Origin of the sequence: Cytobacillus sp. IB215316, assembly GCF_033963865.1 — a bacterium.
GTDB lineage: Bacteria > Bacillota > Bacilli > Bacillales > SM2101 > Nanhaiella > Nanhaiella sioensis.
The window spans coordinates 358,799-371,948 of record NZ_JAXBMC010000003.1; the positions used below are offsets into that span (position 1 = coordinate 358,799).

Below are 13,150 nucleotides of genomic sequence, written 5' to 3' on the forward strand. Positions count from 1 at the left end.
ACCTTTGTTACTATTTTTCCTAAAAATGAACATTATTATGAGAACTCTTTAATATTAAATGTAGAAAAAGATGCCACGAATGTGATTGTATACGTGCTAATATCTATAGATGAAAAGCAGCAATCAAATTAATGCAAAAACAGCATTTTGAAAAAAACTAATCTATTCACTATGAATAGTGAGCCTTTTCGGAGTGTCTATTTACATAATGAATAGCTCCCCACAGTATACATGCAGCAAGTAAAAATAATACTGAAGTAGTAAAAAATACAGAAGATATGCCAAAATAACCAGATAACACGCCACCCATCATTGGTCCGATGACATTACCTAAAAACCGAAAACTAACATTGTATCCGAGTACTTCACCTTGCATAGCAACTGGTGCAACTTGACGGATATATGCAGTTGTACAGGGGATTAAACCACCTACTGCTATACCGAAAATGAATCTAGCAACAACAAGTTGCCAAAATGAATGTGCAAATCCTTGAGGAATAAACGTAATAGAAGAAAATACTAGCAGAAGGACAAGTACTTTTTCATGACCAATTTTATCACCTAAATTACCCCACTGTCTTGTTGCTAGTAAGTTACCGAAGCCCGTTGCAGAAAAAGCCATACCTGCCAAAAATGCTATATTTGATCCATTGGTAAGGTCAATGACGTATAATGCTAGCAAAGGTTGAACACTAAAATTCGCAATTTGGATCAAAGTAGTTACTAAGAGAATGGTAATGAGTATTGGCTGGTGTAAGATATGGGTAAGTACCTCTTTTCTAGAGTATGTTTCTTGTTTATCTTTCTTCTTACTTTGTCTAACTTCTTTAATTCCAAGTAAAACGACAATCGTAGCTAGTAATATACCAGCTGATGTAAGAATGAAAGTATATTGGAAGCCCACAGCATCAGCTAATAAACCACCTAACAAAGGACCGAAGAGCCCACCTGAAACAGTACCCATTTGTAATGTGCCTAAAGTCTTACCTGCTTCTTCTTTTGGAGTTTGCGCAGATATAAGAGCTAAGGAGGTGGGGATAAAGCCTGTCACTACGCCCATCAAAAGACGTAAAGTAAAAAGTTGCTCAACACTTTGAACAAATGCTATCAATAGAGTACATAACGCAATTCCTGACCCAGATATTAACAGAACCTTTTTATGGCCATGTTTATCTCCGAACCTTCCCCATATAGGAGACATAAAAAAAGCAGTTAAAAAAGTTATTCCAAATACAAAACCAGCCCAACGTTGTACATAGTCAGCAGAAAAATCCCCCATCGTTTCAATGAAAAGGGATAAGAATGGCATGATCATTGTGGCACTTGCAGCAACAAAAAAGTTTGCAAACCACATGATTAGTAGATTTCTATTTTTAATTGAAATGACAAACACCTCTTAGATGTAAGATATTGTTATCAACATATTATATATGAGAAAGCTACAGAAAGAAATCATTTAATACGATCGCTAAGTTGACGAAACATTGCTTATATTTAGCTATTTTTAAGCTCTTTTCGTAAACTTTGTTGTTTTTTTCACTAAAATTCGACAGTATGATGAGTTTTATGAGAGCTAATGCCACGAACGCTAGGTGTATACGTGCCTATACCTTTGAACGAAAAGCAACAATCAATGCGAAAACAGCCTTTTTAAAAGAAAGATGCTTAAAAGAAATTAATGGACTCTTAAGGTTAGAGGTTATCTAGGGTACTCATGTTAACTATGATTAAAGCATAACCGGGTGTTATTTACGCTAATATTGGCACATGGTTACAAATGGTATTTGTAACATTCTTTAGCTGTAAAATAACCGTGGTGACAGACCCTTTTTAAAAATATTCTTTTTCTAGATTTAATAAGTTATCAATACTTTGAAGTGCCCATGCACTGTTGTCTTCTTGCAGTTGTTCTTTCATAAGCTCAAGAGCTGTGCGTAAAGATTTTTCATAGTCTAGGATGTTACCGTTATATTGCTTTACCATCTTCTTGGGGATATTTGCTTGTTCACCAAAGGCTAACGCGCGACGTTCATGAAACAATGGGACGTTAATTTGTTTAGGATTATGTAGATCCCCTTGCATTGGGTGGGTAATAACAGCTTTAATCTTGACTAAATAATGATTTTCCCGAATGTTAGTAATTTCTCCAACATATTTCCCAGTCTTATATATCGCCGTAACAATGTCGCCGGTTTGGAAGTGATTTTGTGTCAAAACTGATTCCTCCATTCATTTATATTTGCTGTTTTCGCATTGTTTCTAGTTTATCAAGGTTAGCTTATGTAGCATTTAATCATCGTAAAAATGATGACATACTTAGATAACCAACATCATTCAAATAATATAGCAACAAAGTATACGAAAAGAGCTTTCATATTTAACTTTAATTATGAAGTAAAAAGTGCATCTTGACAAAAGATTAGTTTTTACTGGTGGTGGACTTGCTTTTTTTATATGATAATAGTTGATATAAAAAAAGAGGGAGACTAAAACCATGAAAAAAATGATTGTTATGATATCAAGTCTATTTTTCATACTTGCTGCCTGTGGCACTGCGGAAGTGAAGGAGGAAAATACTTCATCAGATCAAGTACAACAAGAGCAAGTCGATGAGGAAAATGATGAACAACAAGAAGAAAACAACGAAGAAGAAACTGAGGATCAGGTTGAGTATCCTCAATTATCGGATGAGACTACAAATTTTCCAGTTGTAGAAATGAAAACAACAATGGGTATAATTACAATTAAGCTATTTCCAGAGATGGCGCCAAAGACAGTTGAAAATTTCCTTACACATAGTGAAAATGGCTATTATGATGGAGTAACATTCCATCGAGTTATTAATGATTTTATGATTCAAGGTGGCGACCCAGAAGGGAATGGGTATGGCGGAGAGAGTATTTACGGTCAACCTTTTGAAGATGAATTTTCACGTCAGCTTTTTAATATTAGAGGAGCACTATCAATGGCAAACAGTGGACCAAATACGAATGGTAGTCAATTTTTTATCGTTCAAAATAAAAATCTTCCTTCTGGGTTTGAAGCGGAATTGGAAAAAGCAGGTTTTCCTAAAGAAATAATCGCATACTATGTTGAAAATGGTGGAACCCCACATTTAGATTTTAAACATACTGTTTTTGGACAAGTAATAGAAGGAATGGATATTGTCGATGCAATTGCTAACGTTGAAGTTGGAGAGAATGATAAACCAATTGAACCGGTAATTATCGAATCAATTAGCGTGATTGAGTAGCTGGAAAGGGTTGTGTAGATGAAAATACTCGCTATTTTATATTTGTTTTTGTATTTCCCTGAAGATAAAACGGAGTATATACCGGCAGTGTTAACCTTTGTTATATTTGCCATCGGTGCTTTTGTCACATTCGTTATATTTAAAAAAGTTTCAGCACGTGAGGAACAAAGAGCAAAAATATTAGAGGAGAAACACCAAATTAAAGACCCTACTGAGTAAATTTCAGTAGGTTTTTTTTGTATAGGCTGTTATCGCCTTATTTTTTTGTACTATCCAAAAAAATGTTTAAACTAAGCTCATGTGGCATCTTTTCTATTCTAACGATGATGTCAGCGGAATAAATCCATTAGTAGCTTTTCTAATTTAGCTACAAAAGCAAGAAAATAACGCAATAAGCCTTTGTATATTTGGAATGGATAGCGGGAAATATATAAGAAAAATGTGTTTTTGGAGGTAACAATGTATAAAGTACTATTTCCTTTGTTATTTATTTCTGTTTTGACGATAGGTTGTACAGAAGAAAACCCAACAAAGGTAGATGTAGAAATGTATAATGCTGATGGAGATTCACTTGGAACAGCAAAATTTTCAGAGCAAAGCAAAGGTGTAAAAATAGAGCTTGATTTAGAGGGCTTACCTGAAGGCGAGCATGCAATACATATACATGAAACTGGTAAATGTGAACCTCCAGATTTTAAGTCAGCGGGTAATCATTTTAATCCAGAAGATAAAGACCATGGTCTGTTACAGCCTGAAGGCCCACATGCAGGAGACTTACCCAATATTACCGTTAAAGATGATGGAAATGTAAAAGTAGATATTACTGCCCCAGAAGTTACGTTAAAAGAAGATAAAAATTCATTACTTACTATGGAAGGTACAGCGCTCGTTATTCATCAAGATAAGGATGATGGAATGAGTCAGCCAGCAGGGGATGCAGGTGAAAGAATTGCTTGTGGGGTTATTTCTAAAGAGCAAAGCAAAGGTGAAGAAACATCTGATAAAAATGAAAAAGATAAAGAAGAGAAGGAAGAGGAATAAATGGATGATAACTAAGATTGCTGTTTAGTGTTATATTATAAAATTGCTAGTGTGATTAAATGACCACAGTAAGTAGATAAAGAAGCAAAGGTGCCGTGAACACTTAGTTTTTACATACTTGTTACTTAGTGATTTAGGGAACAAAATGAAACAAAAAAAGCCATTAATAAATGTTGATATGTAAATCAGGTGGAGAATTTACCCCACCTGATTTACAATGACTTTTAAAAGAAATACATGAAAAAATTGCTTGTAAAATTAAAGGATTTTATATATGTTTGTTACTCATCCTAGTGCTTTCTTTAGTCTATTTAATCCATCATATAAAGTTTGTTTTGGGCAACCAATGTTCATTCTAACAAATCCATTACCAGCAATACCAAACTTACTGCCTGGTTCCAAAGCTAGTTTACCTTCTACTAATAATTCTCTCTTAAGTTGTTCATCTGTCATGTGTAGATTACGGCAATCTATCCAGATCAAATATGAAGCATCGGGCTTAATCATTTTTAGGCTAGGTAGATGTTGTTTGAGATAACGATCAACAATCATAATATTTTCTTTCAAGTATGCAATCAAGCTCTCTAGCCAAACTTCTCCATAATGATAGGCTGCTTCCATAGCAACCATACCCAGTGCATTTACTGTATAGAACCCTTGCCTTTGTTGTACTTTTTGAAAAGCTAATCTTAGCTGAGTATTAGGTGTAATAATAGCAGCTGTTTGAAGACCCGCAAGGTTAAATGTTTTACTTGGTGCGATACAAGTAATAGTTCGCTGAGCAAACTTTTCATCAATTGATGCAATTGGAATATGGGTGCCTGCTAAAATAATATCTGAATGAATTTCATCTGAGATAATGGTAATGTTATGTAATGAGCATATTTCACCAAGTTTTGTTAGCTCACCTTTAGTCCAAACTTTTCCACCAGGGTTGTGAGGATTGCATAGAAAGAACAATTTTGTTTGTTTATCAATTAATTGTTCTAGTTTGTCAAAGTTAATTTCGAATTTGCCATCGTCTAAATCAAAAGAATGATAGACTGGAATTCGGTTATTTTTTATGACAAGGTCAAAGAACGGTGGATAGACTGGTGTTTGCATCATAACCTTATCCCCAGGTTTTGTGTACGCTTCTATGGCAGTTGCCAATGCGGGTACAATACCTGACGAGTAAGTTATCCAGCTATCTCGGATATTCCAATGATGCCTATTGTTTACCCATTTTTGAATAGCTTTTTTCGTTGATAGAGGTGGTTCTGAGTAGCCAAAAATACCGTGCTCTACTCTAGACTGTATTGCTTTTAATACTTGTGGGGGTGCCTTGAAATCCATATCTGCAACCCACATTGGCAACACATCATCTACACCAAAAACACGTTTAGTACCATCCCACTTAACAGAATTTGAATGTCTCCGATCAATGACTTGATCAAAAAAATGATTATCCATGCTCTTCACACCTACCTCTTTTTAGTATACTTCTTTTTAAAAAGGCTCTTTTTGTAAATTCTTTGCTATTGTTTCTAAATTAGCACCATAAAAAGTGGTTTTATATGTTAGTCATCGTTGTAAAGATGAAAAGATGCCACGAACGCTAGTTGTGTGCGTGTTTAATTTCTTAGTACGAGCAACAACATTGCTTTTAGAGTATGTAAATATTTATACACCGGTTCAAAGGCATACGAATCATCTTGATTAAGTCAATTAGTTGTTGAACTAAGAACCATTCGCTTAAACAATAGCAGATGAACTTCACTGTTTGAACACAATTTAAATGTATAATGATTGCAAGAACAACTATTAGCTTAAGTATATTTGAACATAGCAGGTTGGATTCTTATTTGACTGATTGACAAATTCCACCTATAACTCATTATACAAACTAAGATTCATTGTTTGAACCCTATATAGGAGTGAAAAATATGTTTCAACGAAAAGTATTGATGCTTACTGTTATGCTAATCATTTTACTTGTAGGATGCAGTAACACACAACAATTTAAGCCAATTAACCCTCATCAATCATCTGTACTATCGGTAAATATAAAGGATGCAAGTCTATCTTTTATAGATATTTCTAATAAGGAACAGACGGAGTCTTGGGAAATAAATAGAGCAGTTACAGGAGGGCTGATGTTCCCTGATCAAGATACACTAATGTTATATGGGAAGAATGAAGAAAGTGCTTATTTGTATGAATTATCCACAGGGAAAGAATTAACCCCTTGGAAAACTGGAACAGGAATTGTAAATGGAATTCTTTCCTCTGATAAAAACAGTATTTATCTTGTTGACCAAAATAGAAATTCTATCCGAAAATTTTCTCTAACTGGTGAGGAGCTTAATGAAATAAAAATTGGGAAGCGTCCATTTAGTATGTTTGAATCAAATGATGGAGAAAGAATATATGTCGTTAATATAGATGATACAAGTTTATCCGTAGTAGATGCTATTCATAATGTGGTTATCGATACGTTTAACATAAATCCTTTGCCTACTGGAGGACTATTACGAGAAGCGGAAAAAGAATTGTGGCTAGGGGGGCATGGTAATGCAAATAAAATTGAGACGAATATTAGCGTGTTTTCACTAGAATCAGGAAAACTGAAGGAGGAAATTGCAGCTCCAACAATGCCAATATTTTTCTCAGAATCAAAAGAGGGGATTTTTGTCCTCAGTCATGGATCAAGCATGATTCGCAAATTCAATCCAAGTACATATGAAGAGATATCAGCAATAAATGTAGGTGTGAATCCTGTTGAAATGGTTGCAATGAATGATGAGCTTTATATCACCAGCTATGATAGTGATGAGGTGTATGTTATTGACCAAAAAACAATGGAAATAACAAGCACTATCAAAGTAGGCAAAGGGCCATTTCAGTTAATTAAAAGAGAAGGTGAACGATGATGACTGAGAAGAAGAAAGTAATGATCGTTGATGATGAAGAGGATATGAGAAACCTTATTCAAATGTATGTTGAGCGCGATAATTTTGAAACATACCATGCATCTGATGGTAATGAGGCATTTAACATACTCGATAAGACTAATATTGATATCATCATTCTTGATGTAATGATGCCTGATATCGATGGCTTTACATTTTGCGAGAAGCTACGTCAAACCTCCAACATACCGATTATCTTTTTAACTGCTAGAGGTGAAGAGTGGGATCGTGTATACGGTTTGAAAATGGGGGCGGATGATTATATTGTAAAGCCCTTTAGTCCAAGTGAATTAATTGCTCGAATTGATGCAGTTTTACGTAGAACAAATCAAGGCATGCATAATGAAGAGGGTTTATTTGTTAAATTTGGCTCATTAGAAATTAACGAAAAAGGTCGCAAAGTGCGCATAAATGGTAGCTCTATTGGGTTAACACTTAAAGAGTTTGATTTATTGTTATTCTTTTGTAAACATCTAGGTCAAGCATTGAGTAGAGAGCAATTATTAGAAGGGGTTTGGGGCTTTGATTATAAGGGTGGTGTAAGAACAGTCGATACACATATTAAAACGCTTAGAATAAAGTTGGGTGAGTTTGGAGATTCGATTAGAACTGTATGGGGTATCGGTTATAAGTTAGAGGTGTGAAAAGATGTTTACAATGATCAGAAATTTGACGTTAGCACATAAAATTTGGATTACTATTAGTCTCGCCATTATTGGGACAATTTTTTTTTCATATATATTATCAAATTATTTTTATGAAAAATACTATGTTGAAAATGTAAGAAAAACGCTTCAAGAAGAAGGCTCTCAACTTGCGACTAATTATAATGGTGGAGAAATAACAGACCAATTAATTGACCAAATTAATTGGTACAACCAAATGTCTGAGCCGGAAGTGTTGCTAATAACAAACCCTCGAGAATTAAGTGCGTGTCTACCGTTTGATATTGATTATGAATCTTATATTGATGAAGAAGATAGAGAGCGACTATTAAGAGGTGAACACATATCCAAAATAGGATATGAACAAAAAATGGGACATCAAATTTTAGGTGTTATCATTCCTCTATTAGATGGAAATAGACTAGAAGGCATTGTTTATTTATATACCCCTTTAGCGAATATTACTGATATGATCAATGATATTACTAACTTATGGATTCCAGTTGCTATTTTATTTGTCATTTTATCCATTCTCCTTGGAAGGAAAATTATTACAACACTAATTAAGCCGCTCAAGCAACTTGAGCAAGCTGCCCAACACATGTCTATGGGGAATTATACAGAACGAGTAGAAATTACAACAAATGACGAAATCGGTAAGCTTGCACAAGCTTTTAACGATATGGCATGTGCTATTGCAAAAGAGGATGAGCGTAAGAAAGAATTTCTAGCCAATGTTTCCCATGAGTTACGCACACCTATTAGTTATGTAAAAGGTTATAGTGAAGCAATTGTCGATGGCGTCGTAAAAAAACAGGAGGATATACAGCGATACCTTAAATTGATTCATCGTGAGGCTGCTCGAATGCAACGACTCGTGCATGATTTACTTGACTTATCAAAGCTAGAGAGTAGTGTGTACAACTTAACAAAGGTACCACTAGTATTTTCACAATTAATTGAAGAATCGTTAGCAATTTACGAACCAATTTTGCTTGAAAGTGAAATTTCACTTAACATGATGTTGGATCCAGAAATTATTATTTATGCTGATGAAGATCGTATTGAACAAATCATTCATAACCTTATAGATAATGCTATTCATTATACTGAAAAAGGTGGTAATATTTCAGTTCAGTTAAAGAAAGCAAAAAATAATCAATGTGAGCTAATCATTTCAGATACAGGGATAGGAATGGATGAAAAGCATCTAAATCAATTAGGTGAAAGGTTTTATCGTATAAATAAAGCGCGTACTCGGAAAGATGGAGGAACCGGCCTCGGCTTAGCGATTGTTAAACAAATTGTTGTAGCCCATAATGGAAATATATCATTTTACAGTAAAGTAGGAGAAGGTACTCAAGTTCATATTGCATTTCAGGTATTAACGAATTAATTGCCGAAATGCTATAATAAATAAATTAACAGAAGAAATTCTAACAGTGTATACGAAAAAAAGCGGAGGAGATATGCGTGAAATTATCACAAAAAGAAATTGAGATTCTTGAGGTTCTAGAAGCTGATTGTCGTTTACCTGCGCAAACAATCGCAAAAATGGTTTCTTTGTCAACAGAGGAAGTTGAAGCAAGTATTAAAAAATTAGAAAATTCTAAAGTTATTGTCCAATATGTTCCAATGATAGATTGGAATAAAGTCAACGGTCTCGAAAATGTAACTGCAATGATCGACGTAAAAGTAACTCCTAAGCGTGGGGTTGGTTTTGACGAAGTTGCTGAACGTATATATCGTTATCCGGAAGTGAAATCTGTCTATTTAATGAGTGGAGCGTATGATTTATCAGTCGTCATTGAAGGTCGATCAATGCCAGAGGTCGCCAACTTTGTTTCTGAAAAGTTGTCTACACTTGATTCTGTAATCTCAACGACGACTCATTTTATGTTAAAAAAATATAAACATGATGGTACAGTGTTCGATCAGGATGATAAAGATCAGCGTATCGTGGTGTCACCATGATTCATACAGAAAAATCATTTTTATCAGATACAGTTTTAAGTTTAAAACCATCTGGGATTCGTCGTTTTTTTGATCTAGCTGCTAGTATGGATGGAGTTATTTCATTAGGGGTTGGCGAACCTGATTTTGTGACAGGGTGGAGTATACGTGAGGCGTGTATACTATCATTGGAACAAGGGTATACGTCATATACTGCTAATGCAGGGTTACTTGAACTGAGACAGGAAATAGCATCATATTTAAAGAGCCAATATATGCTCCAGTATAACCCAGATCAAGAGATTCTTGTTACAGTTGGGGCAAGTCAAGCTCTTGATCTCGCTTTAAGAGCTATTGTTAATCAAGGAGATGAAGTGATTGTTGTTGAACCGAGTTTTGTCTCGTATGCACCATTAGTTACATTAGCTGGTGGTAAACCAATCGCTATACAAACAACGGAAACTGATCAATTTAAGCTAAAGCCAGAGCATATTGAAAAAGTGATATCTGAGAAAACTAAAGCGATTATGATTTGCTCACCAAACAATCCTACAGGAGCGGTGTTAACAAAAGAAGAGCTTGAAGCTATAGCAGAAATTGTTGATCAGTACAATTTAGTAGTTATATCAGATGAAATATATTCTGAACTTTCCTACGATGAGCAGCACTATAGTATAGCAAATGTAAATGGCATGAGAGAGCGTACGATTGTAATAAACGGTTTTTCTAAAGGTTTTGCAATGACAGGCTGGCGATTAGGATATGTTGCTGCTCCTGCTGAACTTTTACAGGCTATGCTCAAAATTCATCAGTATTCCATGATGTGTGCACCGACCCCAGTTCAATACGGTGCGATTGAAGCATTAAAAAATGGACGTCAGGATGTTGATGGAATGAAAAAAAGCTATAGACGTCGTCGTAACTACTTTGTGCAATCATTAGTCGATATCGGTCTCGATTGCCATCTACCAGGGGGAGCATTTTATGCATTTCCTTCCATAAAAAGTACTGGGTTGACCTCTGAACAATTTGCTGAAAAATTATTGATACAAGAAAAGGTCGCTGTTGTACCTGGAGATGTGTTTGGTGAGAGCGGAGAAGGGCATATCCGTTGTTCGTATGCTTCATCAATGGAACAATTGCAAGAAGCAATCAAACGTATTAATCGCTTTATAAATAGCTAACTTGGCTGGCTGCATAGCCATTATTAGAAAGTTGTTTCTTATCAATCGTTGTTTTCCTAATTTGATATTAAGGTATTAAATAACAACAAAGGTTGCCAATAGAACGTAATAAAAAGACAAAACCATTATGGTTTTGTCTGAAAATATTTTGTGTAAGATAATAATCGTAGTATGTGTTCAAGTGCGGTTAAAATCTATCGTCATTTTGTTATTTCTGTTCATATTTTATATCATAAAGCATTTGCATCACTTTTAAGAAATCTTCCTCGCTAAATTCTTTTGCCTTACGTAATATGAGCTTTGATTTTTCAGTGCCAACTTCTTTTATAAGGTGTTCAATTTCTTCGTCAAACCCCGAATTTATTTGATAAATTTGTTCTAACAGTTCTGGTGCTGGGATATCTAGTACAGTTGATATTTTTAATATTGTTTGGGTGTCAGGGAGTTGTGCACCAGATTCATATTTCTCAATCGTACCAGTACCTACACGAATCTTCATAGCCAATTCCCGCTGGCTTAGCTTTTTTTGCATTCTGTACATTTTAATGTTTGATCCGAGTGTACCCATTTTTGCTCCCTCCTAGCACATTCATTTCTTATAAATATTTTACCATGATTGAAAGTAAAAAAATCACTATAAATATGAATATTTAGTGATTAAATGTAGGAGTGATTTTTTAGGAGTGTAAAGGTTTAAACTTGATAGGTAAATACAAAATATATTAGTTATTGATGAAGTATACGTCTAATATGGTTTTCTTTGTTATGCTCATATTTTTAGTCCAATTTGCAAATTATATAAAAATAGATAGAAAATTTGCTTTGAGGTAACTTATTGTTTATGATATAATGTTTAATTGCGTATAAACGAAATAAGAATATCGGTTTAGGAGTGTTTTCATGTCTGAAAAATTTGCAATTGGAAGTGTTGTTGTAGGTAAAGTTACAGGTGTTCAACCTTATGGAGCGTTTGTTGCCTTAGATGAAAATACACAAGGGTTAGTTCATATCTCTGAAATTACTCACGGATATGTAAAAGATATTAATGACCATGTGAAGGTTGGAGACGAAGTTAATGTTAAAGTTCTATCCATTGATGAGGAAGCAGGTAAAATAGGGTTATCTATCCGTGCGACGCAAGAGGCACCTGCTGAAACTGAAAAACCTAAAAAACCTAAAAAACGTCAAATACAAATGCCAGTAACGGAAATGGATGAACAACAAGGCTTTAATACTTTAAAAGAGAAACTTGAAGAGTGGATTGAACAGTCTAAGCGAGAAGATTTAATAAAAAAATAAACCCCACATAAGTAAACTTGAGCATCAGTGAATCTTGTGGAATCTCTATCCATTCGATGAAAGATTTCCTCGTTATTAATGTGGGGATCTTTAGTCATAAAAACAGCTCAGTTCAAATCAAAAAATCGCCTACCTTTTAAGGCGATTTTTTTGATTTAACATAAGTTTCATGACATAAGTGATATCATCTAGTCGTTCTAGGCTCGGTACTTGTTCCAAATTCCTCAGAAGGCTTGAATAATATCCCTAAATTAATGAGGCCTGCAATTCCAACGATACCAAAAATAATTCTTGAAAGAGCGGAACCTTGCCCATTAAAGATTGCTCCAACTAAGTCGAATTGAAAAAATCCAATTAGCCCCCAATTTATAGCCCCAATAATAGTAAAAACAAGTGCGATTCGTTGCATAGTACCCATAATATATTGCCTCCTTTTTATCTTAATTAATATATATTTTGGCATATTTAAGGAAAAATATTCATGATCTTTAATTTTTTTATTTGACTGTTTGCACTTGCATTGGATATACAGGTGTCGTTGGCATCTTTTATTTTTCTCTATACGATGACATCTTATGTTTTATTTTGTTGTTCTAATTTAATAATACAAGCAACAAAATATACGAAAAGAGCCTTTTTCAACTGCGTTTTCAAACTAATAGTTGTTTTTCGTACATAGAATATAAATTCGTATTTCATGCTAGCTCATTGCATCTTTTCTTTTCTAATTTATACGATGATACCTAATATCTTATTTTATTGTCCTAAATTAATAATATAAGCAACAAAGTATACGAAAAGAGC

General features: G+C 34.4%; 14 protein-coding genes. 9 read left to right on the forward strand and 5 right to left on the reverse strand.

Features of this window, described 5'->3' with window-relative positions; genetic code table 11:
* Positions 1–169: 169 nt before the first annotated feature.
* Together SLH48_RS08760 and SLH48_RS08765 are read right to left on the reverse strand one after the other, a co-directional pair.
* Complete coding sequence (locus SLH48_RS08760) at positions 170–1,354, reverse strand: MFS transporter (protein WP_320257845.1); 1,185 nt, start codon at positions 1,352–1,354, stop codon at positions 170–172.
* Positions 1,355–1,830: 476 nt separating this feature from the next.
* Positions 1,831–2,214, reverse strand: a complete 384-nt coding sequence (locus tag SLH48_RS08765) for a kinase-associated lipoprotein B (protein ID WP_320257846.1) — start codon at positions 2,212–2,214, stop codon at positions 1,831–1,833.
* Positions 2,215–2,494: 280 nt separating this feature from the next.
* Between SLH48_RS08765 and SLH48_RS08770 the strand changes: the two genes are divergently transcribed.
* The 3 genes from SLH48_RS08770 (at position 2,495) to SLH48_RS08780 (ending at position 4,294) form a co-directional block, all read left to right on the forward strand.
* Positions 2,495–3,253, forward strand: coding sequence for a peptidylprolyl isomerase (locus tag SLH48_RS08770; protein WP_320257847.1), 759 nt, complete (start codon positions 2,495–2,497; stop codon positions 3,251–3,253).
* A gap of 18 nt (positions 3,254–3,271) precedes the next feature.
* On the forward strand, positions 3,272–3,472 hold the full coding sequence (locus tag SLH48_RS08775) for a hypothetical protein (RefSeq protein ID WP_214481024.1): 201 nt from the start codon (positions 3,272–3,274) through the stop codon (positions 3,470–3,472).
* A 240-nt stretch (positions 3,473–3,712) separates the two neighbouring features.
* On the forward strand, positions 3,713–4,294 hold the full coding sequence (locus tag SLH48_RS08780) for a superoxide dismutase family protein (protein ID WP_214481023.1): 582 nt from the start codon (positions 3,713–3,715) through the stop codon (positions 4,292–4,294).
* Positions 4,295–4,579: 285 nt separating this feature from the next.
* Here SLH48_RS08780 and SLH48_RS08785 read toward each other — a convergent pair whose 3' ends face one another.
* The gene (locus tag SLH48_RS08785; RefSeq protein WP_320257848.1) at positions 4,580–5,746 is read right to left on the reverse strand and encodes a MalY/PatB family protein; all 1,167 of its coding nucleotides are present in this window, start codon (positions 5,744–5,746) and stop codon (positions 4,580–4,582) included.
* A gap of 473 nt (positions 5,747–6,219) precedes the next feature.
* Between SLH48_RS08785 and SLH48_RS08790 the strand changes: the two genes are divergently transcribed.
* The 5 genes from SLH48_RS08790 to SLH48_RS08810 all read left to right on the forward strand — a co-directional run bounded on the left by SLH48_RS08790 (position 6,220) and on the right by SLH48_RS08810 (position 11,047).
* A complete protein-coding gene (locus SLH48_RS08790) occupies positions 6,220–7,206 on the forward strand; it encodes a YncE family protein (RefSeq protein WP_320257849.1) in 987 nt (328 codons plus the stop codon).
* Positions 7,203–7,889 carry a response regulator transcription factor gene (locus SLH48_RS08795; protein ID WP_214481020.1) on the forward strand — a complete coding sequence of 229 codons (687 nt, stop codon included), beginning with the start codon at positions 7,203–7,205 and terminating at the stop codon, positions 7,887–7,889. Before SLH48_RS08790 ends, SLH48_RS08795 begins: the two co-directional genes overlap by 4 nt.
* Before the next feature lie 4 nt (positions 7,890–7,893).
* Positions 7,894–9,306 (forward strand): sensor histidine kinase, encoded by a 1,413-nt coding sequence (locus SLH48_RS08800; RefSeq protein ID WP_320257850.1) that lies wholly within the window; start codon positions 7,894–7,896, stop codon positions 9,304–9,306.
* Positions 9,307–9,383: 77 nt separating this feature from the next.
* Positions 9,384–9,884: an Lrp/AsnC family transcriptional regulator gene (locus tag SLH48_RS08805; RefSeq protein WP_214481019.1), complete on the forward strand. Its 501-nt coding sequence runs from the start codon at positions 9,384–9,386 to the stop codon at positions 9,882–9,884.
* Positions 9,881–11,047, forward strand: coding sequence for an aminotransferase (locus SLH48_RS08810; protein WP_320257851.1), 1,167 nt, complete (start codon positions 9,881–9,883; stop codon positions 11,045–11,047). The genes SLH48_RS08805 and SLH48_RS08810 overlap by 4 nt, the downstream gene beginning before the upstream one ends.
* 208 nt (positions 11,048–11,255) lie before the next feature.
* Here SLH48_RS08810 and SLH48_RS08815 read toward each other — a convergent pair whose 3' ends face one another.
* Positions 11,256–11,615 carry a helix-turn-helix domain-containing protein gene (locus tag SLH48_RS08815; protein ID WP_214481017.1) on the reverse strand — a complete coding sequence of 120 codons (360 nt, stop codon included), beginning with the start codon at positions 11,613–11,615 and terminating at the stop codon, positions 11,256–11,258.
* Between the two features lie 332 nt (positions 11,616–11,947).
* Here SLH48_RS08815 and yugI point away from each other — a divergent pair, with 332 nt between their 5' ends.
* Entirely contained in the window at positions 11,948–12,346 is a 399-nt protein-coding gene (gene yugI / locus SLH48_RS08820) for a S1 domain-containing post-transcriptional regulator GSP13 (RefSeq protein WP_320257852.1), read from the forward strand.
* Between the two features lie 184 nt (positions 12,347–12,530).
* Here the strand turns inward: yugI and SLH48_RS08825 are convergent, their stop codons facing one another.
* Positions 12,531–12,764, reverse strand: a complete 234-nt coding sequence (locus SLH48_RS08825; protein ID WP_320257853.1) for a DUF378 domain-containing protein — start codon at positions 12,762–12,764, stop codon at positions 12,531–12,533.
* Positions 12,765–13,150 lie beyond the last annotated feature (386 nt).